Here is a 25807-nt window from a genome sequence, read left to right as displayed (position 1 = left end):
GCGAAGTGGTCGAAGACGCCGTGGCGCTGTTGTCGGTCAAGCCACTGATCATCGACGTGGATGACGAAGAGTATCCGGAAGGCCCGCGCCACATCGGGGAGCTGGAATACGAGACGCTGCTGGCCGAGGGCGATCCGGACTACGCCTATACGCTGCCCGACGATGAATGGCAGGCCATTTCGCTGAACTACACTTCGGGCACTACCGGCAAACCCAAGGGCGTGGTCTATCACCATCGCGGCGCCTATCTGAATGCAGTCAGTAACATTCTCGAATGGGCGATGCCGCATCATCCGGTATATTTGTGGACCTTGCCGATGTTCCACTGCAATGGCTGGTGTTTCCCCTGGACCATTGCCGCAACCGCCGGTGTCAGCGTCTGTCTGCGCCGGGTCGAGGCCGGCCGGATCATGGAACTGATTGCAGACGAGCAGGTGACCCACTTCAGCGGCGCACCGATCATCCTCAACGGCCTGCTTAACCTGCCTAGTGAGAAAAAGCGCGAGTTCGATCATCTGGTGAAAGTCACTACCGCGGGTGCAGCGCCGCCGGCGTCGGTGATCGCTGGCGTCGAGCGCATGGGTATTGATGTGACACACGTCTACGGCTTGACCGAAGTCTATGGCCCGGTGACGGTGTGTGCCTGGCGCAGCGCCTGGGATGAGCTGCCGCTGGAAGAGCGGGCGAAAATCAAGTCGCGCCAGGGCGTGAGAGGTCATGTGCTGGAAGCATTGTGTGTGGCCGACCCAGCCACTCTTGAGCCGGTGCCCAAAGACGGTGCCACCATCGGCGAGATCATGATGCGCGGCAACAACGTCATGAAAGGCTACCTCAAGGATGAAGCCGCGACACAGCAGGCGCTGGATGGCGGCTGGTACCACACCGGCGATCTGGCCGTGTGGCATCCTGACGGCTATATCGAGATCAAGGATCGCTCCAAGGACATCATTATTTCCGGTGGCGAGAATATTTCCACCATTGAGGTGGAAGACACCATCTACTCGCATCCGGCAGTGGAAGAGGCTGCCGTGGTGGCGCGGCCTGACGAAAAGTGGGGCGAGACACCCTGCGCCTTCGTCAAGCTCAAGGCGGATGCAGGCGATGTCAGCGAGCAGGAGATCATCGATTACTGCCGCGAGCATCTGGCGCACTTCAAGGCGCCGCGCATGGTGATTTTCACCGACCTACCCAAGACTTCCACTGGCAAAATCCAGAAGTTTGTGCTGCGTGAAGAAGCCCGTAGCCGCTGAGGCTGATAGATTGGTGTGTGTCATTACTTCTTAAGGAGCGTCTATGAGCAAGCAGATCGGTGTGGTCGGAGCAGGAACCATGGGGCAGGGCATTGCCCAGGTATTGGTCACCAATGGCTTCGAGGTGCAGCTGTTCGATGTGGCCGAGGCTGCGCTTGAACGTGCCCGCGGCGCCATCGACAAAGGCCTGGAAAAGCTGGTCGCCAAGCAGCGGCTGAGCGATGAGAAGCGTCAGGCGGCAGTCCAACGGCTGTCTACCCTGACGTCGCTGGGTGGGCTCTCTGGCTGTGAGGTGATTATCGAGGCCGCACCGGAAAGTCCGGAACTCAAGGAACAACTGTTTCGTGACCTGAGCGCGCTTGCTCCAAAGGCCATTCTGGCCTCCAACACCTCCTCGTTGTCGCTGACCCGCCTGGCGGCGGTCTGTAACAATCCCGAGCGGGTGGTCGGCATGCACTTCTTCAACCCGGTACCGGTGCTCAAGCTGGTAGAAATCATCCGCGCTGAGCAAACCAGTGATGCCACCGTGGGGCGCATCGAGAGCCTGACTGAGTCGCTGGGCAAGACCGCAGTTGCCGTAGCCGACATGCCTGGCTTCGCCGTCAATCGCCTACTGGTGCCGATGATCAATGAAGCGGCCTTTCTGTTGCAGGATGGAGCGGCAACCGCTGAAGACATTGACACGGCCATGAAGCTGGGTGCGGCCCACCCCATGGGCCCCTTAGCGCTTGGCGACCTGATTGGTCTGGACGTGTGCTTGGCGATCATGGAGGTACTGTTCGAGGGCTACGGCGATCCAAAGTATCGACCCTGTCCGTTGCTGCGTCGCATGGTGAATGCTGGCTATTTGGGTCGCAAGAGCGGTCGTGGTTTTCATCGTTACGACTAGCCAGTTATTGCCGACCAACCAAGCGTTCGTTAGGGTGGGAAGCAGGCGTTAACCGTTTCCATCGTCACCACCTCACAACAACAGAGGGTTTGAAATGAGCGAGCAGCTGATTGAGTTACAGGATAATGGCGGCGTCGTGACGCTGACCATCAGTCGCCCCAAGGCACTTAATGCACTGAATAGCGCGGTGATCACAGAGCTGGAGCAGGTGTTGGTCTCTCTTGAAGCGCGCAAAGACCTGCGTGCCGTGCTGATTACCGGTGCCGGCGAGAAATCGTTCGTGGCCGGCGCCGACATCGCCGAAATGAAGGACAAGTCCCCCGAGCAGGCTCGCGAGTTTGCCGGCCAGGCGCTGCGCACCATCAAGCGTCTCGAAACGCTGCCCGTGCCGGTAGTGGCACTGGTCAACGGCTTCTGCCTGGGTGGAGGCTGTGAACTGGCGTTGGCCTGTGACTGGGCAGTGGCCAGCGACAACGCCGTGTTCGGCCAGCCAGAAGTGCTGCTGGGCGTAATTCCTGGCTTCGGCGGCACCCAGCGTCTACCGCGCCGCGTTGGCCCGGCCATGGCCATCGACTTGGTCACCACTGGGCGCAAGATCGATGCTCAGGAAGCGCTGCGTATTGGCCTGGTGAACCGCGTAATGCCCCAAGCCGAGCTTGGTGCTTATGTTGAAGAGCTGACCAAGCAGCTGGGCGGTAACGGCCCTCAGGCGGTTCGCGGTGCCAAGCAGGCGGTGCATGACGGTTTGGATCAGGACCTGGACAGCGCCTTGGCGCTGGAAACCAGCCTCTTTGCACTGTGCTTTGCCGGCGACGAGCAGGCTGAGGGCATGAGTGCCTTTGTCGAGAAGCGTAAAGCCAATTTCTAGATAGCGATTGACCTCAACCTAAGACCAAGACCCGCAGCGCCGAAACAGTTGTCTCGGCGCTGTTGTTTCGTAAGGTAAGCCGTTCTGATGCCATCAAAACGGCTTGCTGCTTCAGGCTAGTCTGACATGCCGTGGCGACGGCGATGAAGGGCATGCACTCGCTCATCAAAACCGGGAATCGGCCCATCCACCTCAAGGCCAGGAACCACCTGCTGGATGGGTAGGGCAGCCACCTTTGGCAATTCAACGTTCATGGCGGTGAGCCACTCGGTGAGTTGTGCCGACGAGCTGGCATAAACAATGCGTCCTAGTCCAACCCAACCGTGCGCGGCAGAACACATGGCACAGTGCTCTCCCGAGGTATACACCACAGAAGAAGCGCGCTGCTCGGGTGTTAGGTTCTGTGCAGCCCAGCGGGCAATCTCGAACTCAGGGTGCCGGGTGGCGTCGCCGCCGGCAATGCGGTTACGGTCTTCAAACAGTATTTTACCATCGGCGGAAACCAGTACCGAGCCAAACGGCTCATCACCGGCGGCCAAGGCTTCTTCGGCAAGCGCGAGGCTGCGTTGGAGAAAGACCTCTTCATCGGAACGAATCATGGTGTGCTCCTGTGAATGGAAAACGGGTATCAGCCACTATACTGGAGATGAACGCAATATGGAGAAGATAGGGTGACAGTTGAACTGAAGCGCATCTACGACACAGCCAGAGACGCTGACGGCTACCGGGTGCTGGTCGACCGGCTTTGGCCGCGGGGCGTGTCGAAGCAGCAGGCGAATCTAGACGAGTGGCTTAAAGAAGCGGCGCCAAGCGATGAGCTACGTCAGAGCTTTCATCATGAAAACATTGACTGGGATGAGTTCAGGCGACGTTACTTGAGTGAGCTCACCGCGCATCGCGAGTCGTTACGTGAGCTGGCCAAACGCGGTAGCCAGGGGCGGGTCACCTTGCTGTTTGCGTCCAAAGACGAGGTGCACAATAACGCCGTGGTACTCAAGCAGTATCTGAACATGCTGGCGTCTTGAAGCGGGCGCTAACAGACGCACTGACATATGCGTCTTATGCGTCGAGCGCCCTTGAAGAGTACTGGATGTCATTCTACTCAGGCTGGCCTTGTGCCGCGGACCAGATAGCTCAATGGTTTGAGTACCAGCCAGGCATAGATGGCAATCGCCACTGCCGCCAGGCACAGTGCAGCCCAGTCGGTGGCGGTGTTGACAAAAGCCAGCCGTGAGTTGGTCAGCATGGGCAGCCACCAGAAAGCTGAGGCGCCAATCAGCACGGCCACCAAGGCGGCCGGCAGACAGCGGTGACCTGAAGCACCATAACGCTTCATTCTGGCCACCAGCTGCACTATCACTAACACGGCGATAAGGCCGATAATCAGTGGCAGGAAGGGCGGAATGGCCTGTGACAGCACGGCCAGGATGCCGGATATAGAGAAGTTCATAGCAGTTTCCTCGTTATTCAGCGCTCAGACGCGGCCTTCGAGCATGGCGTAATAAGCTGGTTGGAGCAGATAGTCCTTGAGTACCCAGGCTGCCCAGGACTCTTCCTTCGGGTCGATGAAGGAAAAAGACGGCAGAAACGCCATGTCGTTGTCGTAACCGAACTCCACCAGCATTGCCTTGCCGATATCCGTAATCAGCGGACATGAGGTATAGCCGTTGTGGCGGGCGGGCAGCGGCTTATCCTGCAGGAAAGCCACAATGTTGGCCTCTACTACAGGGGCCTGGGCCTTGACGCTGGCGGCTGTCTTATTGATCGGCGCGCCGATCACATCACCGATGCCAAATACTTCGGGGTAACGCAGGTGCTGCATGGTGTGAATGTCGGTATCAAGCCATTCACCCTGAAAAGGTCCCTGTGCGGCAATAAGATCGCTGGCCTTGACGAAATCAGGAGCGCTCATTGGCGGAACGACGTGGATGAAATCATAGTCACGCACTTCGGTGCCGCCATCCTGGGCGGTGAATTGTGCCTGCTTTGCACCCGGTTCAATGGCACTGAGGTGCCAGTGATGGTTGCGCCTAATACCCTCGTCATCGAAGCGTTGCTTCAGGAAGTCACTAACCCAGGGCTGGCTGAACATGCCACCGCTGGGAGTAAAGTAATCGAGCTGAAAGTTATCCCGGTTAGCAGTGTCCTTGATCCGAGACAGGGTCGTGAACGTCATTTTGATTGGTGCGCCAGCACATTTGATGGCGGTTTGTGGCGACGTGAAAACTCCCTGGCCGCCACCCTGTGCAATCCATTGCTCAATGCTTTCATTGGTGCGGGCTGCTGCATCAAGGCTGGCATAGACACTGCCAATACCATTGCTGCCGATCAGGTCCGGTGACATACCGTCGATCATGTCGTAGTTGAGCTGCAGGCCAGTGGCCACCACCAGGATGTCATAGTCCAGTGAGTTGCCATCAGCGAGAGAGACACTGCGTTGATCGGCATCGATGGCTGTGGCTGGGCTTGTCAGCCACTTAATACCGGCGGGGCGAAAGTCCGTATTCGGTCGAAGCGTTTGGGGTGCCTCCCAGACGCCAGAGGCAACCAGTGTCCAGCCGGGCTGGTAGTTGTGTTGCTCACGGGGTTCAACAACGGTAATGCTGGCCCCATTGAGACGACTGGCGAGGCGATTGGCCATCGACATGCCCGCGGCACCGCCACCAAGGATGACGACCCGGGCATTCGTCTTGAGAGTATCTGCCATCACGCTGGAGATTGGCATGAGGCTGACTGCTCCAGCTCCCAGCCCCAACTTGAGGAGCTGGCGTCGCCCCAATGTGGCGGAAACTAGAGCAGGGTGTTGTGTCTTTGTTTTAGGCATAGCGAGCGCTTCTCATGAGAATTTGGGTATAAGCTTATTCCATTGATTGTAGCTCAGGAGCCGGCTGGGAAGGTCGTCTGTTGGTCTGCGGCGAAATGCCACAGTCATGTCGTGAAAGGTTTTCGTCCGATCTGCCCTAGTTTTTCACTACTGGTCATTTTTCCCGGCACTGGGTCGGGAAGGTTGAGTTTGGTATTCCACACCGTGGCTGTGCAAATAGTCACGGATCAGCTGGCGAACAACTTGGGAAGGAGTCTGGTCTTGGGAAGCACACAGCTGCTCGAAGGCATGCTTCTTGTGCGGGTCAATCAACAGGGTCAGACGCGCAGTTTTTCTTTCGAGGTTTGTCATGGTCATCACCGTTAGTGCCTGATGTTAATCACATGTTAATATAATTACCATTTGTTGTGCATGCTCATGTGTGACCCGCAGCATGGGTACTGCCAGGACCTAGGTGGCAAGCCTGCTGGGTATGGGGTTTGCTGGGAGGAGTACTCATGTCAGATAAGCGTTTTTCATTCAGTGTTCCCAGCATAGCTACCGGCATGCGTGATGTATGGCGGGAGGGCTATGGCTTATCCGACCTGCGCATGGACGTCATGGCTGGACTGACCATCGGCACTGTGGCCGTTCCGCTGTCCATGGCGTTGGCCATCGCCACCGGTGTGCCGCCCCAGTATGGGCTTTACACGGCGATTGTGGCGGGTGCCATTATTGCGCTGACCGGCGGAGCACGCTTTAACGTCTCTGGCCCTACTGCCGCCTTCGTGGTCATTCTTTTCCCGATTGTTCAGCAGTACGGCCTTGGCGGCCTGTTGATCGCCTCGATGATGGCCGGGGTCATCCTGGTGGTGCTTGGGCTATCGCGCATGGGAAGGCTGATCGAGTTTGTGCCGTATCCGGTCGTGCTTGGCTTTACCGCCGGTATTGCCGTGGTGATCGCCACGCTGCAGGTGCCCGACTTTCTCGGGTTGCAGGTAGGCCAGATGGGCGAGCACTTCATTGATAATGTCGGCCAGATTTTCCTTGCGCTATCTACCATCGCACCTCTCGAGGTCACCATTGGCGCCTTTACTCTGGCGGTGATGCTGCTATGGCCGCGTTTGAAGCTTCCCATTCCTGCGCCGATGATCGGCTTGGTCGTAGGCGCCATTGCTGCCTACGGCGTCAACCGCTGGCTGGGTGGCGGTGGCGAGGTGGCTGTTGAAACGATTTCTTCGCGCTTTACCTGGGAAGCCGGTGGTGAGACTGGCAGAGGCATTCCACCGATTGCGCCGTCTTTCATGGCGCCCTGGACGCTGCCCGGGCCGGATGGTGAGCCACTGGTGCTGAGTTTTGCGCTGATTCGTGAGTTGATCGGCCCGGCCTTTGCCATTGCCATGCTGGGTGCCATTGAATCGCTGCTGTGTGCGGTGATCGCTGACGGGTTGACCAAAACCAAGCACGACCCCAATGCCGAGTTGATAGGGCAGGGGTTGGGTAATATCGTCGCGCCACTGTTCGGCGGAATTACCGCTACTGCCGCTATTGCGCGTACCGCAACCAGCATACGCAGCGGCGCCCGTTCGCCCATCGCAGCGGTGGTGCATTCCGGTGTGGTGCTGCTGACCGTTGTCGCCCTGGCCGGTCTGCTTGGTCTGGTGCCCATGGCGTCGCTTGCCGCATTGCTCTTTATCATTGCCTGGAACATGAGCGAGGCGCGCCGTTTTGTGTTTACGTTGCGCACAGCGCCGTTGAATGACGTGGCCATTCTGGTGACCTGCTTTGGTCTGACGGTGATCTTTGACATGGTGCTGGCTGTCGCCGTTGGTATAGGTCTTGCGGCGGCGCTTTTCATTCGCCGCATGGCGTTGTTGACCCACACGGATCGCATCGACAATAAGGAGAAGGCCGATAGAGGAGGCGGTAGGTTCTCTGATGATGTGGCGGTTTATGACATCAATGGTCCGCTGTTTTTCGGCGTGGCCGAGAAAGCGCTGACCTCACTGCGCACGATTGATTCCCGGGTGCGCACCATCGTCATCGACATGAGCGATGTGCCCAGCATCGATGGCACCGCAATTGTGGCCTTACAAGCGCTGATCGAAGAAATGCAGCACGAAGAGGTATCGCTGATTCTCGTCGGCTTGCCATCACGCATGATCGTCAAGTTGCGCCGCGCCGGTATACGTAAGACTGCTGAAAAGCTGACCTACTGCAGTAACCTGCTCCACGCCAAAGCCGTAGCCGAACGCTGGCAGCAGAAGCGGTTAGCAAGTGACGGCCAGGTTGAAAAGACCTGAATGATAAAGGGTGGTGATCGGACATTTCGATGCCACCCTGACGTATCGCTATCCTTTAGGGCCGAACAATAACCAGACGATCAAGCCAATCAAAGGGAAAACAATGAGCGCAGCGATCCAGAGAACTTTTGCCAAGGAACTTGCACCGCTCTTTGCCACCTTGACAATGGCCCAGATAACGATAATCAACCATATGATACTTAACAGGCCTCCAAAAGCATTGCCTGCGCTACTGAATAAACTGTTCATGAGCCTCTCCCTGCGATGATAGGCGTTGATAATGAATTAGTTATTAACATAGCCATGCGTCCTGTCGCAACCACACCAGCTTGTCGAAATTAGCGCTGAGTTCACGGCAGAGCGACGCTTAGGTGCTGAATAGCGTCGAAAATACCCTGCTTTCGGCTAAGCAATCAGCCTTCGATGCTTGTTGGAGGACGACCTAGATGTTCTGGATCGGCATGGCAGCCATATTTGCCTGCTATTTGGATTTCTTCGTGTACGCCATTGGTCTAATGCGTTGATGGGTTAACCTTGATTCATCTATGCCGATGATGAGACTGTTTATAAGCGATCGTAATGGATCGTTATTTTGAATAATGACAATATCATCTCGCGGGGAATCTTCTATATGACCATCAAGACAGTGACACGTATTGCCACTCTGGCTGCCTTGCCGCTGGCCTTGGCTGCCGCTCAAGCGCAGGCCAATGAAATGGCGATTGCCACCATCCTGCCCGAAAATATGAGCAACAACTCGATCTATCCGGCACTGGTTCATTTCAAAGAGCTGGTCGAGTCGCGCACCGATGGCGAGGTGACGGTTTCAATTTTCGGTAACAGCCAGCTGGGTTCGGAGGTCGATACTGCTAAGGAGGTCCAGAGTGGGCGGACCTTGCAGTCCACCATTATTACCACGGGTGCCATGTCGTCGTTCTATAGCGATTACCAGCTGATGACGGCACCTTTCATCTTTACTGACTGGCGCCAGGCGTGGGCTTTTCTCGACGGCGACTGGTTTGCCGAGATGATGGCCGGCACTGTTGAAGAAACCAACATGCGTTATCTGGGCACCTTTGACGATGGTGGTGGCTTTGTGGCCTTTACCAATAACGTTCGGCCAATCAAGACGGTGGAAGATCTTGAGGGGCTGAATATCCGCACCGAAGAAAACCCCGGACACGTTGCGATCATGAAAGCGCTTGGTGCTTCGGCCACGCCGCTGCCCTGGGGCGAGGTGATCACTGCGCTGGAGACCGGCCTGGCTGATGGCCAGTTCAACGCACCGGTGCTCAATACCACCTTTAATTTCCAGGAGGTCACCGACTACACCACGTTGACCGGGCACGTGTATAACAGTGCGGCCTGGCTGATCAGTGAGGACTGGTACCAGGGGCTAACACCCGAGCAGCAAGAGGCCGTTGTCACGTCTGCACGTGAGGCGATCGAAATCGGCCACGGCGTGTCCGGGGCGCTGGCAACGGCAAGCTGGCAGCAGTCGTGCGAGATTTTTAAAGAGTGCTATCTCATGCCGGCGGAAGAGCGTAATCGTATGGCCGAAATTGCTCGCCCGGCCTGGAAAGAGTGGATTGTCGAAGACTTCGGCATCGAAGCCGAAAAAGTCGATGCCTTCCTCAACGAAGTCGCCCGGGTCGGTGAAGACGTCAATGAGTCGGATATGAAAAACTATGGGCGTTGAGGTCTGACATCGCTCCATTATCCGCCAGCCGGTCAGGATGCTGATCGGCTGGCGCTGACTGTGAGGTCTGCCGATGCAGCTTCTTGTTCCTTTGCGCCGCCTGAGCGATATCGTCAATCAAGTGGCAATCATCGCTTGTGTGCTCTGTGTGCTGGTCATGCTGGGCATTTCATTTACCGCCTTCATCTATAAGCTGGCGACCGGGAGCAGCCTGAGCTGGACGTACTCTCTGGCGCGGCTGTTTCTTCCCTGGATCGGCTTTCTTTCCATGACGATCTCGCTGCGCTATGGCGAGCACGTGGCCATGACGCTGCTGGTTCGCAGCCTGCCCAAGGCCATGGTGACGATAGCCGCTGGTTTTTGTCTGGCAGTGATTGCTCTCTTTGGTGCGCTGCTGCTGTGGTATGGCTGGGGATACTTCGAGAGCGCCCGCCAGGTGTATATGGTCTCTGACCAGATCCAGATTTCCGCCAAGTTTACCGCCATCGTCGTGCCGATCAGTGGTGCCATCATCCTGCTGCATCTGGTGCAGGGCTTTGCTCTGCTCGAGCATTTCATCGATGACGATACGATGATTGAGGAACTGATCGAGTCCAACGATATGGAGAAAAGCTCATGACACCTGCCATCATCGTTTTTGTGGTGCTGTTGCTGGTCGGTACACCGGTCGCTGTGGTGATGGCGCTTTCCGGTCTGGCCGGAGGGTTTGCCATGGGTGGCGAGCGCATGCTCAGCATTATTGCCGACCGCATGTTCTCCGGGGTATCAGGCTTCATGCTGATCGCTGTGCCGTACTTCATCTTTACTGCTGAGTTGATGAACCAGGGTGGCCTGACGCAAAAGCTGATCGCCTTCAACAATGCCTTGTTTGGCCGGGTACGCGGGGCGCTGTCTCACGTCAATATTTCGGTGTCGGTATTCTTTGCTGGGCTGACCGGTGCAGCCATCACCGATACGGTGGCCATCGGTAAGATCATGATTCCCGAAATGAAAAAACAGGGTTATGACGCGGAGTATGCGGCGGCAATCACCGCCTGCTCGTCTATCATCGGGCCGATCATCCCGCCCAGTGTGGTGATGGTGGTGTATGCCACGCTGCTGCGTGATATCTCAGTCATCGACCTGTTTGCTGGCGGTATCATCCCGGGCCTGCTGATGGCTGTCGCGCTGTTGGCCGTGAGTTTTTTCCTGGCCTGGAAGCGCGGCTATCCCAAGCAGGCACCCACGCCGCTCAAGGTGGCTGGGATCGCATTCCTGGTGGCGCTGCCAGCGATGATTGTACCGCTGATCATTCTTGGTGGCATCTTGTCCGGGCTGACTACTATCACTGAAGCGTCGGGTTTTGCTGCGGTTTATGCCATCGTGATTGGCATGGTGTTCTATCGTAACCTCACCTTGAAAAAGATCTGGGACGCGCTGATCGTGACCGTGCGCTTCTCGGGGGTGGTATTTTTCCTGCTCGCGACCTCGGCGGTGCTCGGCTGGTTCGTGACGCGCTCGGGTATTGCCAGAGACGCCGCTAGTCTGATCACGACATTCAGCGATTCAATGTTTCTTCAGCTGCTGCTGGTGTGTTTGCTACTTATCATTATTGGCACCGTGATGGATGTGTTGCCCGCTCTGGTGGTTGTGGCGCCGGTACTGGTGCCTGCAATGGTTCAGTTGGGCGTGGATCCGCTGCACTTCGCCATACTGATGATCGTGGTGCTCAATATTTCCAATGTCACTCCACCGGTGGGGATGACGTTAATGACGGCAGCGCGAATCGCCAATGTGCCATTCGAGAGAGCGATCATCGCTTCGCTGCCGTTCTATTTTGCCTTCATCGCCGTCATCCTGCTGCTGGTGATCTTCCCGTCGCTGTCCACCTGGATTCCATCACTGCTCAAGGGGTGACTGCCATCAACAATGAGAAACAACTGGAGAACTCTTGATATGAGCAGCGGTTTTTACTGGCATGAGCGCTGCTTCTGGCACGACCCCGGGGCGATTGGCGTGTTTTCGTCGGCAGGGGAGTTCCGCCAGCCTCAGCCTGCCTCAGAAAGCGCCGAGAGTAAGCGGCGACTCAAGAACCTGCTGGAGGTATCGGGCTTGATCGATGCGCTTGAGGTGCACAAGCCTGCCCCGGCAAGCCGTGAAGACCTTGAGCGTTTTCATACGTCGAACTATCTCGATCATCTCGAGACCGCTGATCGTGCAGGCGGCGGTGACGGTGGCGACTGCGCACCTTTCATGCCAGGCAGTATGGCAGCAGCGCGCCAGTCAGCGGGGCTAGCCATTGCCGCAGTTGAGGCTGTGGCCACGGGCCAGTTGAGCAATGCCTACGCGCTTTGCCGTCCACCCGGGCATCATGCCGAAACGGATCGCGGGCGTGGCTTTTGCTTGCTTGGCAATATTCCCATTGCGGTGATGCGAGCCAGGGCGCTGGGGCAGGTGCAGCGTGTGGCGATTCTTGACTGGGACGTACACCACGGCAACGGGCAGCAGGCTGCGTTTTATGATGACCCCGAGGTGTTTACAGTCTCGCTGCATCAGGCGCAGAACTATCCGCTGGATAGCGGTTTTTTTGAGGAGCAGGGCGAAGGGGGCGGGCAGGGGGCCAATCTCAACCTGCCACTGCCGCCGGGTTGCGGGCTGGGCGCTTATGACTACGCCATGCGTCGCTTGGTGCTGCCGGCGCTGGAGGCGTTTTCCCCAGAGTTGATTATTGTTGCCAGCGGGTATGACGCCTGCGCGAAAGACCCGTTGGGTAAGATGCTGCTAAACAGCGCCGCTTTCGGCGCCATGACGCACCAACTCAAGACGCTCGCTGAGCGTGTTTGCCAGGGCCGGCTGGTCATGGTGCACGAAGGCGGCTATTCAGAGGGTTATGTGCCGTTTTGTGGCCACGCGGTGATTCAGGCGCTGGCCGATAGCGATATTGCAGTGCCTGATCCACAGAATGAAGAAATTGCTGCCTGGGGCTACCAGGCTTTGCAGCCACATCAGGCGGAACTGATTGACGACTGGCAGAAGCGCTGGTTTGCCGACAGTGGCCAGGCTTCAACGGGAGAGCATTATGACGCCTTTGCATGATCGCGACGGTTGGTTATGGCAGGATGGCGAATGGCTGGTTTGGCGTGAAGCCAAGAGCCATCTGCTGACGCATACGCTGCACTATGGCATGGGCTGCTTTGAAGGCGTGCGAGCTTATGACGGCCCCAACGGTGCTCACCTGTTTCGGGTTGCCGAACATACGCGGCGCTTACTGGATAGCGCTCATGCCCTGGATATACCGTTATCTTTTACGGCAGACGAGTTGATCCAGGCACAGCGTGAATGTCTGGAGCGCAACAATTTAACCAATGCCTATCTCAAGCCCACCGTCTATCTCGGCGCCGAAGGGTTGGGGCTGCGTGCCCAGAGACTGACGACCCACGTGATGATTCCCGCCTGGGATCTCGGCGACTATATTTCCCCTGAAGCGGCGGCAATCGGTCTGCGCGCGTTGACGTCTTCCTGGGCGCGCCACCACGTCAATATCAGCCTGTGCCGAGCTAAGACCAACGGCCACTACGTCAACTCGATGCTGGCGCTTAATACCGCGGTGAAGGCGGGATTCGACGAAACCCTGATGCTCGACCCGGAAGGCTATGTGGCCGAAGCCTCGGCAGCCAACGTGTTTCTGCTGCGCGATGGGGTCCTGCATACCCCGGAAATCACTTCCTGCTTACAGGGTATTACCCGCGACAGTGTGATTTGTCTGGCCAGGGACGTGTTGGGTGTCGAGGTGGTCGAACGGCGTATCACCCGCGATGAACTGTATCTGGCCGATGAGGCGTTTCTCACCGGCACGGCTGCGGAGATTCTGCCGTTGCGTGAGCTGGACGGTCGCCATATCGGAGCTCGTGTTGGTGCTCCGGCAGTGGGGCAGCCGATTACTGAGAACTCGCTGACCGCCCGCCTTCAGCGTCTTTACCAGAGGGTGACACACGGCGAGCTTGATGATGATGGGTTGAGCGCTTTTAAAGACTGGCTGACGCCAGCTTAAAAATACCTGACCAAGGTTTTAATCAGCTGTCTGTGGGCAGCTGGCGCTGTATAGCGGCTAATACACCGCGCAGGATGTTCAGCTCCTTGCATGTGGGCTGAGCCCGGGCGAACAGTGCTTGGAGGTGGGCCTGTGTCTGCATGTGTGGCTGGATGATAAAGCCGCTCAGGCGCATGACCTCGCTTAGATGCTGGTGAAAGCTGTCGAGTTGCTCGCGGTTTGGCATCGGGGTGTCGGAGTTGTGTTTGGCATGATGCTGTTGCCCACGGCGCCAGGCTTGGTATAGCTCATAGGCCAGTACCTGGACGGCCTGGGAGAGATTGAGAATGCCGTAGTCGGGGTTGGCCGGAATACTGACCTGATGACTGCAATGGCGGATCTCCTCTTTGCTCAGACCCGAGCGCTCTCGGCCAAAGACCAGAGCGACAGGCCCACTGTGGGCCTGACTGATGGCGTCTGCTGCCATGGCACTGGGCTCGTCGTAGTGTGGCAGTGGCAAGCTTCTGAGCCTGGCGCTGGCACCAATCACTTGCACGCAGTCCGCAACCGCATCGCTGAGCGTGTCAACAATGCGGGCATTGGCGATAATGTCCTGGGCTCCCGCTGCCAGCTGCATGGTTTCGGGGTCGGTGAAGGTACGGGGGTTAACCAGCACCAGTTTGTCTAGGCCCATGGTTTTCATCGCCCGGGCAGCGGAGCCGATATTGCCCGGATGATAGGTCTGTACCAGCACGATGCGGATATTGGAAAGCATGAGGTGGCTGCTGTCCTTGCATTCAAGAGATAAGTGAAGCCGCTATTCTAATGCCTTGGGGCGCATAAACGGAAAACCCCGTCGGTTTCCCGACGGGGTTGTTTTATCGTCCAAACTTTAGCTCAGACTCGGGTTGGTTCCGAGTCAAGCAGGGCAACTTACATCATGCCGCCCATGCCGCCCATACCGCCCATACCGCCCATGTCGCCACCGGCATCCTTCTCGTTCGGATCGTCGGCGATCATGCACTCGGTGGTAATCATCAGTCCGGCAATAGAGCCTGCAGACTGCAGTGCGCTGCGGGTTACCTTGGCGGGGTCGAGAACACCCATGTCGAACAGGTCGCCATATTCTTCAGTCTGAGCGTTGTAGCCGTAGTTGCCTTCGCCGCCTTTGACCTTGTTGAGAATCACAGAGGCTTCCTGACCGGCGTTGGTCACGATTTGGCGTAGCGGTGCTTCCATGGCGCGCATGGCAATGGTGATGCCATGGGTCTGATCCTGGTTGCTGCCCTGGAGGTCGGCAATTTTGGTCAGCACGCGAACCAGAGCGGTACCACCGCCAGGCACAACGCCTTCTTCGACAGCAGCGCGCGTCGAGTGCAGTGCGTCTTCAACGCGAGCCTTTTTCTCTTTCATTTCCACTTCAGTCGCGGCACCAACGCGGATGACGGCAACACCGCCGGCCAGCTTGGCAACACGCTCCTGCAGCTTCTCGCGGTCGTAATCAGAGGACGTGTCCTCGATCTGAGCGCGGATCTGGTTGACACGGGCTTCGATGTCGCCATCGTTACCGGCACCATCGATGATGGTGGTGTTTTCCTTGGACATGGTCACGCGCTTGGCGGTGCCCAGGTGGTCCAGGGTGGCCTGTTCAAGGTTCAGCCCCACTTCCTCGGAAATCACGGTGCCGCCAGTGAGGATAGCGATGTCTTGCAGCATGGCCTTGCGACGGTCGCCGAAGCCCGGTGCCTTGGCTGCAGACACCTTGACAATGCCGCGCATGGTGTTGACCACCAGGGTGGCTAGGGCTTCGCCTTCGATGTCTTCAGCGATGATCACCAGCGGCTTGCCGGCTTTTGCCACGCCTTCAAGAATCGGCAGCAACTCGCGGATGTTGGAGACTTTCTTGTCGACCAGCAGCAGGTAAGGCTCTTCAACCTCAACTGTCATGGCGTCCTGGTTGGTCACGAAGTAGGGCGATAGGTAGCCACGGTCGAACTGCATGCCTTCGACAACGTCCAGCTCGTCTTCAAAGCCACGGCCCTCATCGACAGTAATGACGCCTTCCTTGCCGACTTTCTCCATAGCTTCGGCAATGATCTCACCGATGCGGCTGTCGCCGTTGGCGGAGATGGTGCCGACCTGAGCGATGGACACAGAATCGGTGCACGGGACCGCCAGTGCCTGGATTTCCTTGACCGCTGCAATCACGGCCTGATCAATACCGCGCTTGAGGTCCATCGGGTTCATACCGGCGGTAACTGCCTTGAGGCCTTCATTGACAATGGCTTGAGCCAGTACGGTCGCCGTGGTGGTGCCGTCGCCGGCCACATCAGAGGTCTTGGAAGCGACTTCCTTGACCATCTGGGCGCCCATGTTTTCAAAGGGGTCTTTCAGCTCGATTTCCTTGGCCACAGAAACGCCGTCTTTGGTCACGGTCGGTGCACCAAAGGACTTTTCCAGTACCACGTTACGGCCTTTCGGGCCCAGGGTGGCCTTTACGGCGTTGGCAAGAGTGTCAACACCACTAGCCATGCGGTTGCGAGCGTCGTTTGAGAACTTGACTTGTTTCGCTGTCATTTTCTTTTACTTCCTATGAGTTCGTGAACGTCAGATTTGGGCAATATTGAGAAAGGAACCCGCTCAGCCTTCAACGACGGCCAGGATGTCGGACTCACTCATGATCAGCACTTCTTCGCCGTCGATTTTTTCTTTTTCGACGCCGTAGCCATCTTTGAAGATCACGGTATTGCCGACCTTGACGTCAAGCGGACGCACTTCGCCGCTTTCAAGAATCCGGCCGTTGCCAACGGCGAGGACTTCGCCACGCGTCGGCTTTTCCTGGGCGCTGCCCGGGAGCACGATACCACCTGCAGTAGTCTGTTCTTCTTCGACGCGACGGATGATGACGCGATCGTGCAAGGGACGGATGTTCATTGCTCACGTTCTCCTGATTGATTATGTCAGCCGGGTTGGTTGACCACGGCGTTATGTCACATTGGCCCGTAGATGAATCCTGCTCTACGGGTGAAGACGACCAGCGCCTTCCGTTGGATTGACCCCGTTACCGGGGTCGAAACTGATTGCTGATTGCTGACATGGGGCTTATCGAATAGCTTTCAAGGCCTTGAGTGAATTTTTTTACGGCATTTTACACCTTGTTATCTGCCACGCCGCTCACCACGGGCAATGAACTCACCCTCCAAAGGCACACTTTGGGTTCCCGGCTCGCTGGCGGCGTGCCAGCTGCTGCTGTCATTGGGGTGCCAGCCACTCGTCTGCTGATGGCCGCCTGCATCATTGGGAGTGACAGCATTCAGGCTCATGCCAATGGCGGAGAGTGCTTTGCCAAGCAGGCGGCGGCCATTGGGAATCAGACACATGAACCCCAAGGCGTCTGAAAGAAAGCCGGGAGCCATCAACAGGGCCCCTCCAAAGATCAGAGCAGCACCATTGATCATTTCTCCAGTAGGTATTTCGCCCCGCTCGAGTCGTTGACGAGCTCGGGCGAAGGTGATGACTCCTTCGCGTCTGATCATGTGTAGGCCCAGAAAACCGGTGCCCAGCACCAGGGCCAGTGTCAGCATCAGTCCGATTTCACTGCCGATTGAAAACAGCAGGATGAAGTCCAGCAGGGTAAAAATACTGATGGCAACTAGTAATGGCATGGTGGCTCCACTGTGTTCGTTATCTAGTTGATGGGGGTGCTGTTCGACAAAATCAAGCAGGGGCTAAGGATTGGTAGCTATTTGATAAAAAATGCTTTTTTAAGGATATGAGCAGACAGGATGGTCGACAGTGGTGAGTGCAGGAAGTATTTTAATGCATCTTTGGCTTTGTGCGGTGCAGCATGGGGCGTAAGATGTCAGGTAGTTAACACCATGCGGTGGCACAGCGGTCCAGTGAACCGATGCCTTGAATATTTACCTGGAGGTCAGTTGTGGAACTGAACGATAGCATTATTGCGATTACTGGTGGTGGCCGTGGCCTTGGCCTGGCAATGGCTATACATATGGGGAGCCAGGGTGCGCAGATCGCATTGCTGGACCGCGATACCGACGCCCTGGACAGTGCAGTGGGTCTGCTGAAAGAAAAGGGGATTACAGCTCAGTGTTTTGCAATAGACGTATCGGATGAGGGCTCGGTAATCCGGACATTTGACGCGATTGAGTCTGCTATGGGTCCGCTGGACGGCCTGGTCAACAATGCCGGCATTGTACGCGATGGCCTGTTGGTGAAGGCCAAGGACGGCGAGATAGTCGATCGCATGTCACTGTCAAGCTGGCAGCAGGTTATCGACATCAACCTCACCGGTGTTTTTCTGTGTGGCCGGGAGGCGGCGACACGCATGATCTCTGCTGGCCGACACGGGGTTATTGTCAATATCTCGAGTATTTCCCGTGCCGGAAACCAGGGGCAAAGCAATTATTCAGCGGCCAAGGCCGGCGTGGCTGCGCTGACCGTTACCTGGGCAGGTGAGCTTGCACGCTATGGCATTCGTGTGGGGGCCGTTGCGCCCGGGTTCGTCGAGACGGAGATGACAGCTTCCATTCGTGAAGACATGCTAAAAAGGATTACTGCGGGTATTCCGCTGCATAGATTGGGGCAGCCCGAAAACATCGCCCAGAGCGTGGCCTACATTTTTACCAACGACTACTTCACCGGTCGGGTCATCGAGTGTGATGGTGGGCTGAGGATCTGATTGAGGTTGTTGCCGCATGTGATTGCCTGCAGGAGAACGCATAAACATGCACCTGTCCGTCGTTTGCATATGGCCAGTGGATAAAAGAGACAGGTGCATCTGTGGGTCAAGCCGATAGCGAGAACTGATGGTGAAGTATCACTTGGCTGTCATCAGAAGGTGATGTGTTCCTCAATCTTTGAGGCGATCGTCTCGCCAATTCCCTTGACCCGAGTAAGATCTTCGGTCGATTCAAAGGAGCCATTGCTCTCGCGGTCTTTGATGATTGCGGCCGCTTTGGCTTCTCCAATGCCTGGCAGCTCGGCTAGCTGTTCAGTATTGGCAGTGTTGATGTTGGTTTTTTCCGGGTCGGCTGCCAGTGAGGGTGTCGCCAGCCCCAGTATCACCAGTAAAAGGGCAAGGCGGCTATAGCGTGCGAAATGTTGTTTTATCATCCCTGACTCCTGTCCTTGGTTTAATCCTGATTACATCTTGGGTTGTTGATGCTTCCTGCGGTCTTGCACTTTTAAAGGTAGACGCAAAAGCGTTGATGTGTGTTTTTTAGTGTCAACGCTTTTGCTGCGTGGGTTAACGAAAGGTTACTGGCTGATATACTGGGAGTGTTGCTGTCACTTGCCTGGAGCGTCCCGTGTCTACGTCATCACCTATGTCATCACCCCTGATCATCGCCCTTGATTACACTTCCATGGATGCTGCCCTGTGCATGGCAGACCGTCTTGACCCGCAGCACTGCCGCCTGAAGGTAGGCAAGGAGCTGTTTACCCGAAGCGGCCCGGCGGTGATTGATGCGCTGCACGGGCGTGGATTCGAGCTGTTTCTGGACCTTAAATTCCACGATATTCCCAACACGGTAGCTGGCGCGGTTCAGGCTGCGGCAGAGCAGGGGGTATGGATGGTCAATGTGCACGCCAGTGGCGGTCGCCGCATGATGGAGGCGGCACGGGAACGCTTGGATGCCCAGCGCTTGCCCACCCGGCTGGTTGCGGTGACTGTACTTACCAGCATGGAGGATGAGGAGCTTCACGATCTGGGTGTGCAGATGACGGTAGCGGCTCAGGTGGAGCGTCTGGCTCTGCTGGCCCATGAGAGCGGGATGGATGGTGTAGTGTGCTCTGCCCACGAGGCAGGGCGCCTCTCGACGCTGTGTGGCGAGTCGTTTCTCAAGGTAACGCCAGGGATTCGTCCGTTGTCGGCACACAAGGGCGATCAGCGCCGTGTTATGACACCGGCCCAGGCCATGGAGGCCGGCAGTACGCATCTGGTGGTAGGGCGCCCGATAACTGCGGCGGATGACCCGATGGCGGCGCTGGCGGGTATCGAGCGTGAGCTGGCGCTCAGCGCGGACTAACAGTCAGCTTGAGTGGCTATTCGCCATCAATACCCGTGATGGGCTTAGTGGTGCCCCAAGTTCTGCAGCTGGGGCATTGCCAGTGTAGGTGATCTCCGCTGAAACCGCAGCGTTGGCAGCGGTGGCGCGGAAGGGCGCTGAGCAGCACCTGGGTGTGTCGTTGCAGTAGCTCGATGCGCTCATCTTTTCTAGCAGCAGTGTGAGCCGGTAGATTCTCGCCTTTGGTCTGCACTTGCCCGCCCAGTAGTTCCTCTGTTGAAGGTTGCTGATAAAGTCTCATCAGATAGTCTACCGCGCCCAGACTGGGTTCGCGGTTTAACTGGCTGGTCACCACGGCGAGTGCGGCTTCGGTATTGCCGTCACGATGGTGGAGTGTTTCGGCCAGCAGGATGATGATGCTGGTATAAGGGGCATACTCAAGCAGCTGCTCAAGACGGTCAATCAGGCCGTCATCATCGTCGAGCATTCTATAAGCCTGGCGAAGCGGCTCGAGCATGGTTGGAATGAATGTCTTGTCCTGCTCGGGAATCCGCATAAGCAGGCGCACAGCTTCGCGATAGTGCCTGTTGTGATGGGAAATGTCTGCCAGCAGCAGATTGGCGCGTACGCAGGCGGGGTGCATGGCCAACGACTGTTTAAGGTGGCGCCTGGCCAGGGCTGGGCTGGCATTGCGCCGGGCCAGCACAGCCAGCTCGCACAGCCAGTGAGCCGCCGCGCGGCGGATGTCGTCGCTGTGCTGAATAAGGTGGGGCTGGGCTATATCCAGCGCTGCTTGCCAGTCGGCTTCGCGCTCAAGGAGGTCGGCCAGCAACAGGCGCGCCGAGTGGCGATGTTGAGCTATGCTGGCGTCGTTGATCAGAGGCCGTAGAAGGCGTTCAGCCCGGTCGTGAAGGCCAAGATTGAGGAAGTCGCGGGACAGCTCCAGCTGGATTCTTTCGTCTTGGTCAACACTCAGCGTTGGGCGGGCCAGCAGGTTCTGATGAATCCTGACGGCCCGGTCCGCCTCGCCCCGGGCGCGGAATAGGTTGCCTAGGGCGATATGCGTTTCAATGGTATCGCTGTTGACTTCGAGGGCGCCGATAAAGGTCTCGATGGCCCGATCCTGCTCATCGTTGAGCAAAAAGTTCAGACCTACAAAATAGTCGCGCGCCAATGCCGGTGCATGGCGGGGGCGAGAAGGGGACTCGCGGCGGCCCAGCACCCAGCCAATCGCGACCGCTGCCACTAACAGGGCCAGTAGCAGAGCATCGCTCATTTAAGGGAGTTCCTTCATCTCCTGGATGCGGAGCTTGTCGAGTTCCTTGCGCTGCTGCTGGTTGTGACGCTGGGCGCGGGTAAGAAGGGCGCGCAGGCGGAGGTAAACGCCAGACATGGCAAGCATGCCCAAGATCACGCCGACGGCCAAGGAAGCCAGTAGCCAGAAAGACAGCGACGCTGCCGGCAGCTCAATCCAGATCAGGTTGAGGGGTAGCGTTTGCTGGTTGTTGACGGCAAACAGAATACCAACCAACAGAACGATCAGCAGGATGATGGCCAGAATGAGGCCTTTTAGCCAGCGCATGCGCGTGTTCCCATATGAATTGAAAAAATGGTTTGAAAAAAGTGTTTTGCTTTGCGACTCAATAGCCCAGGGCGCGACTGGCATCGACCTGTTCGCGTAATTCCTTACCGGGCTTGAAGTGTGGCACGAACTTGCCTTCCAGTGCGACAGATTCACCAGTTTTTGGGTTGCGGCCTGTTCGAGGCGCCCGGTAATGCAGTGAGAAGCTGCCAAAGCCACGTATTTCTACACGCCCGCCTGAGGCCAGCGTGTGGGTAATGTCATCCAGAATCATGCGTACGGCTGCCTCGACTTCCTTGACTGACAGCTCGGGCTGCTGCATGGCAATCTGTTCTATCAACTCAGACTTGGTCATTGGTTCCCTCCATGCGTCAGGCGTAACCTCCAACGCTAGCCTGCCATTCTTCGTTGAGCTGCTCTTGCCTGAAAGCATACTGCCCAATTCCCGAGAAAACAACGCAGTACAACCAATGCAGTAGGCTGATGCTGTAGCTGCCGTGGTGCAGAGGACTCAGGTATACTCAGATGACACCCCATAGCGATGACGAGGCCGGCCTTGAGCAACGTGACTTCACCGCAAACAGCCCAGCGTAAACGACTCTATTGGCACTGCCGTCGCGGCATGTGGGAGTTGGATCTGTTGCTGGTCCCTTTCCTTGAGCAGCGCTACGACCAGCTTGATGAAAAAGACCAGGCATTGTTTTGCGAACTGATTGATGAAGAAGACCAGGACCTGTTTGTTTGGCTGATGCGTCGTGAATGGCCGGCGAATCCCGAATGGCGGCGCATCGTAAAGATGATAGTGGAGCATGCAGAGACGATCGACAGAGATAACTTTAGCCGCCTCTAGGCTGGCACTGGGTATTCATTTGCTGGCAGGGTTTGCTGTGGCGCTATTGGTGCATGATGTTGCCGGCGCGTGGGCGGCTCTGCCTGTAGTAATGGCCCTGGCCTGGCTGGTTTGTCGACAGTATCGGACATCCTTGGGTCAACTGAAGTGGCAGCCTCGCCAGCGGTCGACTCAGTGGAGCTGGCGAGAGAGGCCTGGCGATAACTGGCGTGCAGTGGCCATTGAGTGTGACTACCTTGGCCCGTGGCTTATTGGACTGAAGCTGGATGGTCGCCGCCTGTGGGTCTGGCCTGACAGCAGCGACGCGGTTTCGCGCCGTTTGCTGAGGCGTGAGCTGGTTCACCTTCCTTAAGCCTTCCTTACGATAGTTGACGCCCTTCCGCGTGCCAGACACGGTCAGATTGTTAATAGTCTGCCAGCACCGGCATCGGTGGCTCGTTTTCCATCTCCTTGAGCAGGATTCTTGAAGGCTGTGCTGGGCTGGGCAGCCGGTCGGGGCAGTCCGGGTTGTAGTGTAGGCCGCGCGACTCACGCCTGGCTGACGCGCAGGCGATGCTGAGTCTGGCCAGGCGCAGGGCCTGTGTCAGTCTGGCAAGCTGGACTGAGCCTGCCGAGCCATGCTTCACGGAGTACGCATTCTGCTCTACTTCCGCCATCAGGCCGTGAAGCTCACGACCCGCTTCGTCTAGCCTGGCGTCGCGGCGTACTATCGCAACCTGGCGGCTCATGATATCCCCCAGCTGTTGATGCAGCTGGGCAATCCGGTGGCCTGACAGCCTGGTGGCAGTAGCAGGGCGTGTATTGATGGCAGCCGATGAGGCCTGCGTGGCGTGCTTTACCAGCCGCGTGGCGCAGCTCGTGGCAAACACCAGACACTCCAGCAGCGAGTTGCTGGCCATGCGGTTGGCACCGTGAAGGCCAGTGCAGGCGACTTCCCCGACGGCTGAAAGCCCCGTGACTCTGGTTGCACCGTTCAGGTCGGTGTAAATACCGCCGCAGCTATAGTGGGCAGCGGGAACGACAGGAATGGCGGCGCGGGTAATATCTAGGCCACGTTTATGGCAGTGTGCTTGGATCGTCGGAAAATGCTGGCCGATGCTTTCAGCGCCCAGGTGGCGAATATCCAGCAGCACGTGATCGCCTGCGGTGCGTTGTATTTCGGCATCGATAGCGCGGGCCACAATGTCACGTGGTGCCAACTCGGCACGCTCATCAATCTCCGGCATGAAGCGGTTGCCATCAATGCTGAACAACCTCCCGCCTTCGCCTCTTACTGCTTCGCTGATCAAGAAGGGTTCCCCGCCGGGGTCATGAAAGCAGGTGGGATGAAACTGTTGAAACTCCAGGTTCATCAGTTCGGCGCCCAGTTCAGCGGCCATTATCATGCCTTCGCCAGCGGCGGGATGAGGGCTGGTGGTGTGTTTGTAGAGTCCGCTAGCACCGCCGGTGGCCAGCACCGTGTCGGTGGCCAGCAGGTGATGAACTTGACCCTGAGCATCAAGGCAGACTGCACCTCGACACTGGCCGCTGGCGTCACTCAGTAGTTCAATGGCGGTCAGGTCATGGCGTAAGGTGATACCCGAGTGCGCCTGAGCCTGCTGCACCAGGGTGTTGGTCACGGCGCGCCCGGTCGCATCGTCCGCATGAATGATGCGGCGCCGGCCGTGGCCGCCTTCCCGGGTCAGGTGATAGGGGTAGCTGGCCGCCGGGTCCGAATCGAGAGTGAAGGGCACGCCCAGCGACAGCAGCCACGCGATTGCTTGGGGGCCGTGCTCCACTGTGAAGCGTACGGCCGGCAGATGGCACAGGCCGTCGCCGGCAATCAGGGTGTCATTCACGTGATCTTCAAGGCGATCGGCGGGCGACAGTACCGCAGCGATGCCGCCCTGGGCCCAGTTGCTGGCACCTCCGGCACTGTTTGTAGGCTGCAGTACAGTGACTGCCCTGTGATCCGCAGTCTGAAGTGCTAGTGCCAGGCCGGCAACGCCACCGCCAATGATCAGTACCTCATGATGGGTTTCGGTCATCGGGGCTCCTGGTGGCGGGGAGGTGGGTCGTCGGGTCCGTTGGGGATGTCAGGCCATGATGCTTGGCACGCTGTCTCAGGCGCCGGCTGGGCAGGCGTTCAAGTCCGCCCAGCTGGTCGCGCAGCTCGCGTGCGAGACGTGCCAGTTCCCGGTTGAGCCATAGGTACCCGGCCGGGCTGAACAGTTGACGGCCGTTTTCGGCCTGGGCTGTCATCGCCAGCTCGGCATGATGGTCCAGCGTAAAGGGCGAAATAAGCACGTCGATGGATTGCCCGGCGCGAATCTGGAAGGCCAGAGTGCCGATTTCACGAGCTAGGATGTGCTGCTGGTGGCGCAGACCCTGCATGGCACTGATCTGATCATGACCGGTGCGGCTGTTCCAGTGAGTTTCTAGCAGCAGCTCGATGGTCGACAGCATGCGGCGTTGAAGGGAAATGATGTCGTCGGTTTCGTGTCGCGTCAGGCGGCGTTCGCGGTGCACGCCTTCGATGAGGTCACGCTGCTTGATCAGGCGGTCGGTGCAGTCCTTGAACAGCTCCTGGGTGGCGCCACCTGGCGCTGCGGTTGATGAGGCGTGGGCCTGGTAGAGCCTGGCCATCTGATCCAGATTGTCGGCCGTGCCAAAGCGCATCAGGTCAGTCGATTTCTGTGGCATCACCAAGACGGTGGCCATAATACCAACGCTTGTGCCAAGCAGCACATTGGCACTGCGCCATAGCGCAACGGATAGCTCCTGGTTGCCGTCCCCAATCACCAGTAGCAGCGAGATGACAAACATCAGAGCGCCGTAGCCATAGCGCCTGTTATAGCTGAACCATAGCGCCAACAGAGTGCCGATGAATGCACTGAGTGGCAGCAGCTCAGGCACATCGAGTGGCAGAATGATCATGGTCAGCCCGCACAGGGCGCCGGCTATGGTGCCCATAAGTCGCTGGCGGCCCTTGTCGAGCACGCCGCCGATGTGGGGCAGGTTGCCCATCACCATGACTGTGCTGACCAGCGCCCAGCTGCTATTTGGAATACTCAGCCAGCGGGTAATGCTATAGGTAAGACATAGCGCTAAGGCGACCCGCAGCACATAGAAAGCTTGGGGGTAGCGCTGGCTAATGTAGGGATCGCGCAGACGCGATAGCATCTTCAATCGTGTGTTCCCGGTGTTTCTGAAGACTGGAAAAGGAACGCTGCTGGTGCCCGGAGCCGGACTTGAACCGGCACGGTGTTGCCACCGAGGGATTTTAAATCCCTTGCGTCTACCTATTTCGCCATCCGGGCGGGACTCTTTTGATGCGGGGACTTGCTAGAGGAAAGAGTGGAGGCTGGAGTCGGAATCGAACCGGCGTACGCGGAGTTGCAGTCCGCTGCATGACCACTCTGCCACCGCGCCTAAAAAGATCGAAGGATTCGAGTCTTTGTGCTCTCAGGTTGGCGTTGAGAGACTTGAAGTAATTGGAGCGGGAAACGAGATTCGAACTCGCGACCCCAACCTTGGCAAGGTTGTGCT

Annotated in this window: 28 protein-coding genes and 1 tRNA gene; 13 read left to right on the top strand and 16 right to left on the bottom strand. The window is 57.6% G+C overall.

The genetic code is table 11. The features are described from left to right. The 3 genes from ACTH3D_RS06265 to ACTH3D_RS06255 form a co-directional block, all read left to right on the top strand. Window positions 1-1250, top strand: a 1250-nt coding sequence (locus ACTH3D_RS06265) for an AMP-binding protein (protein ID WP_441666207.1), incomplete at its 5' end; no start/stop codon positions are given. Window positions 1251-1293: 43 nt separating this feature from the next. Next, window positions 1294-2139 carry a 3-hydroxyacyl-CoA dehydrogenase NAD-binding domain-containing protein gene (locus ACTH3D_RS06260; protein ID WP_441666206.1) on the top strand — a complete coding sequence of 282 codons (846 nt, stop codon included), beginning with the start codon at window positions 1294-1296 and terminating at the stop codon, window positions 2137-2139. 94 nt (window positions 2140-2233) lie between these two features. Continuing rightward, a complete protein-coding gene (locus ACTH3D_RS06255) occupies window positions 2234-3007 on the top strand; it encodes an enoyl-CoA hydratase-related protein (RefSeq protein WP_441666205.1) in 774 nt (257 codons plus the stop codon). 116 nt (window positions 3008-3123) lie between these two features. Here the strand turns inward: ACTH3D_RS06255 and ACTH3D_RS06250 are convergent, their stop codons facing one another. Continuing rightward, window positions 3124-3606 (bottom strand): nucleoside deaminase, encoded by a 483-nt coding sequence (locus ACTH3D_RS06250; RefSeq protein ID WP_441666204.1) that lies wholly within the window; start codon window positions 3604-3606, stop codon window positions 3124-3126. Window positions 3607-3678: 72 nt separating this feature from the next. Here ACTH3D_RS06250 and ACTH3D_RS06245 point away from each other — a divergent pair, with 72 nt between their 5' ends. Next, the gene (locus tag ACTH3D_RS06245) at window positions 3679-4032 is read left to right on the top strand and encodes a DUF488 domain-containing protein (protein ID WP_441666203.1); all 354 of its coding nucleotides are present in this window, start codon (window positions 3679-3681) and stop codon (window positions 4030-4032) included. A 77-nt stretch (window positions 4033-4109) separates the two neighbouring features. Here ACTH3D_RS06245 and ACTH3D_RS06240 read toward each other — a convergent pair whose 3' ends face one another. From ACTH3D_RS06240 to ACTH3D_RS06230, 3 genes are all read right to left on the bottom strand, one after another. Beyond that, the gene (locus tag ACTH3D_RS06240) at window positions 4110-4457 is read right to left on the bottom strand and encodes a hypothetical protein (protein ID WP_441666202.1); all 348 of its coding nucleotides are present in this window, start codon (window positions 4455-4457) and stop codon (window positions 4110-4112) included. Between the two features lie 24 nt (window positions 4458-4481). Beyond that, complete coding sequence (locus ACTH3D_RS06235) at window positions 4482-5732, bottom strand: NAD(P)/FAD-dependent oxidoreductase (protein WP_441666201.1); 1251 nt, start codon at window positions 5730-5732, stop codon at window positions 4482-4484. A 246-nt stretch (window positions 5733-5978) separates the two neighbouring features. Beyond that, the gene (locus ACTH3D_RS06230) at window positions 5979-6182 is read right to left on the bottom strand and encodes a CopG family transcriptional regulator (RefSeq protein ID WP_441666200.1); all 204 of its coding nucleotides are present in this window, start codon (window positions 6180-6182) and stop codon (window positions 5979-5981) included. 146 nt (window positions 6183-6328) lie between these two features. On the opposite strand from ACTH3D_RS06230, the gene dauA reads away from it, so the two are divergent. Beyond that, window positions 6329-8113, top strand: coding sequence for a C4-dicarboxylic acid transporter DauA (gene dauA / locus ACTH3D_RS06225; RefSeq protein ID WP_441666199.1), 1785 nt, complete (start codon window positions 6329-6331; stop codon window positions 8111-8113). 48 nt (window positions 8114-8161) lie between these two features. Here dauA and ACTH3D_RS06220 read toward each other — a convergent pair whose 3' ends face one another. After that, window positions 8162-8362, bottom strand: a complete 201-nt coding sequence (locus tag ACTH3D_RS06220; RefSeq protein WP_441666198.1) for a PLDc N-terminal domain-containing protein — start codon at window positions 8360-8362, stop codon at window positions 8162-8164. 382 nt (window positions 8363-8744) lie between these two features. Here ACTH3D_RS06220 and dctP point away from each other — a divergent pair, with 382 nt between their 5' ends. The 5 genes from dctP (at window position 8745) to ACTH3D_RS06195 (ending at window position 13842) form a co-directional block, all read left to right on the top strand. Continuing rightward, entirely contained in the window at window positions 8745-9812 is a 1068-nt protein-coding gene (gene dctP, locus ACTH3D_RS06215) for a TRAP transporter substrate-binding protein DctP (protein ID WP_441666197.1), read from the top strand. Window positions 9813-9885: 73 nt separating this feature from the next. After that, window positions 9886-10431, top strand: coding sequence for a TRAP transporter small permease (locus ACTH3D_RS06210; protein ID WP_441666196.1), 546 nt, complete (start codon window positions 9886-9888; stop codon window positions 10429-10431). Beyond that, complete coding sequence (locus ACTH3D_RS06205) at window positions 10428-11708, top strand: TRAP transporter large permease (protein WP_441666195.1); 1281 nt, start codon at window positions 10428-10430, stop codon at window positions 11706-11708. The genes ACTH3D_RS06210 and ACTH3D_RS06205 overlap by 4 nt, the downstream gene beginning before the upstream one ends. A 39-nt stretch (window positions 11709-11747) precedes the next feature. Next, window positions 11748-12887, top strand: coding sequence for a class II histone deacetylase (locus ACTH3D_RS06200; protein WP_441666194.1), 1140 nt, complete (start codon window positions 11748-11750; stop codon window positions 12885-12887). Next, window positions 12871-13842, top strand: coding sequence for a branched-chain amino acid transaminase (locus ACTH3D_RS06195; protein WP_441666193.1), 972 nt, complete (start codon window positions 12871-12873; stop codon window positions 13840-13842). The genes ACTH3D_RS06200 and ACTH3D_RS06195 overlap by 17 nt, the downstream gene beginning before the upstream one ends. 22 nt (window positions 13843-13864) lie before the next feature. On the opposite strand, the gene ACTH3D_RS06190 is transcribed toward ACTH3D_RS06195, so the two are convergent. The 4 genes from ACTH3D_RS06190 to ACTH3D_RS06175 all read right to left on the bottom strand — a co-directional run bounded on the left by ACTH3D_RS06190 (window position 13865) and on the right by ACTH3D_RS06175 (window position 17486). Continuing rightward, window positions 13865-14596 (bottom strand): RNA methyltransferase, encoded by a 732-nt coding sequence (locus ACTH3D_RS06190; protein ID WP_441666192.1) that lies wholly within the window; start codon window positions 14594-14596, stop codon window positions 13865-13867. A 158-nt stretch (window positions 14597-14754) separates the two neighbouring features. Next, a complete protein-coding gene (gene groL, locus ACTH3D_RS06185; RefSeq protein ID WP_441666191.1) occupies window positions 14755-16398 on the bottom strand; it encodes a chaperonin GroEL in 1644 nt (547 codons plus the stop codon). 63 nt (window positions 16399-16461) lie between these two features. Beyond that, window positions 16462-16755, bottom strand: coding sequence for a co-chaperone GroES (locus ACTH3D_RS06180; RefSeq protein ID WP_441666190.1), 294 nt, complete (start codon window positions 16753-16755; stop codon window positions 16462-16464). 224 nt (window positions 16756-16979) lie between these two features. Next, the gene (locus ACTH3D_RS06175; RefSeq protein ID WP_441666189.1) at window positions 16980-17486 is read right to left on the bottom strand and encodes an FxsA family protein; all 507 of its coding nucleotides are present in this window, start codon (window positions 17484-17486) and stop codon (window positions 16980-16982) included. 272 nt (window positions 17487-17758) lie between these two features. Between ACTH3D_RS06175 and ACTH3D_RS06170 the strand changes: the two genes are divergently transcribed. Continuing rightward, a complete protein-coding gene (locus ACTH3D_RS06170; protein WP_441666188.1) occupies window positions 17759-18520 on the top strand; it encodes an SDR family oxidoreductase in 762 nt (253 codons plus the stop codon). 152 nt (window positions 18521-18672) lie between these two features. Here ACTH3D_RS06170 and ACTH3D_RS06165 read toward each other — a convergent pair whose 3' ends face one another. Then, a complete protein-coding gene (locus ACTH3D_RS06165) occupies window positions 18673-18954 on the bottom strand; it encodes a ComEA family DNA-binding protein (protein WP_441666187.1) in 282 nt (93 codons plus the stop codon). Between the two features lie 212 nt (window positions 18955-19166). On the opposite strand from ACTH3D_RS06165, the gene pyrF reads away from it, so the two are divergent. Further along, window positions 19167-19868: an orotidine-5'-phosphate decarboxylase gene (gene pyrF / locus ACTH3D_RS06160; protein ID WP_441666186.1), complete on the top strand. Its 702-nt coding sequence runs from the start codon at window positions 19167-19169 to the stop codon at window positions 19866-19868. A gap of 16 nt (window positions 19869-19884) precedes the next feature. On the opposite strand, the gene lapB is transcribed toward pyrF, so the two are convergent. The 3 genes from lapB to ihfB are packed head-to-tail and all read right to left on the bottom strand — an operon-like array spanning window position 19885 to window position 21784. Next, window positions 19885-21123 (bottom strand): lipopolysaccharide assembly protein LapB, encoded by a 1239-nt coding sequence (gene lapB / locus ACTH3D_RS06155; RefSeq protein ID WP_441666185.1) that lies wholly within the window; start codon window positions 21121-21123, stop codon window positions 19885-19887. After that, window positions 21124-21429 carry a lipopolysaccharide assembly protein LapA domain-containing protein gene (locus tag ACTH3D_RS06150; protein WP_441666184.1) on the bottom strand — a complete coding sequence of 102 codons (306 nt, stop codon included), beginning with the start codon at window positions 21427-21429 and terminating at the stop codon, window positions 21124-21126. 58 nt (window positions 21430-21487) lie between these two features. Beyond that, the gene (gene ihfB / locus ACTH3D_RS06145; protein ID WP_441666183.1) at window positions 21488-21784 is read right to left on the bottom strand and encodes an integration host factor subunit beta; all 297 of its coding nucleotides are present in this window, start codon (window positions 21782-21784) and stop codon (window positions 21488-21490) included. Between the two features lie 201 nt (window positions 21785-21985). Between ihfB and ACTH3D_RS06140 the strand changes: the two genes are divergently transcribed. Next, a complete protein-coding gene (locus ACTH3D_RS06140) occupies window positions 21986-22279 on the top strand; it encodes an FAD assembly factor SdhE (RefSeq protein ID WP_441666182.1) in 294 nt (97 codons plus the stop codon). Window positions 22280-22683: 404 nt separating this feature from the next. Here ACTH3D_RS06140 and nadB read toward each other — a convergent pair whose 3' ends face one another. From nadB to ACTH3D_RS06125, 3 genes are all read right to left on the bottom strand, one after another. Beyond that, window positions 22684-24306, bottom strand: coding sequence for an L-aspartate oxidase (gene nadB, locus ACTH3D_RS06135; protein WP_441666181.1), 1623 nt, complete (start codon window positions 24304-24306; stop codon window positions 22684-22686). After that, window positions 24287-25441 (bottom strand): FUSC family protein, encoded by a 1155-nt coding sequence (locus ACTH3D_RS06130; RefSeq protein ID WP_441666208.1) that lies wholly within the window; start codon window positions 25439-25441, stop codon window positions 24287-24289. Before ACTH3D_RS06130 ends, nadB begins: the two co-directional genes overlap by 20 nt. Window positions 25442-25491: 50 nt before the next feature. Next, a tRNA-Leu gene (locus tag ACTH3D_RS06125) sits at window positions 25492-25578 on the bottom strand. Window positions 25579-25807 lie beyond the last annotated feature (229 nt).

The sequence above is a fragment of the Halomonas sp. genome, assembly GCF_052095765.1.
In the GTDB taxonomy this organism is placed as follows: Bacteria; Pseudomonadota; Gammaproteobacteria; order Pseudomonadales; family Halomonadaceae; genus Halomonas.
This window is presented reverse-complemented; position numbering and strand designations above follow the sequence as displayed.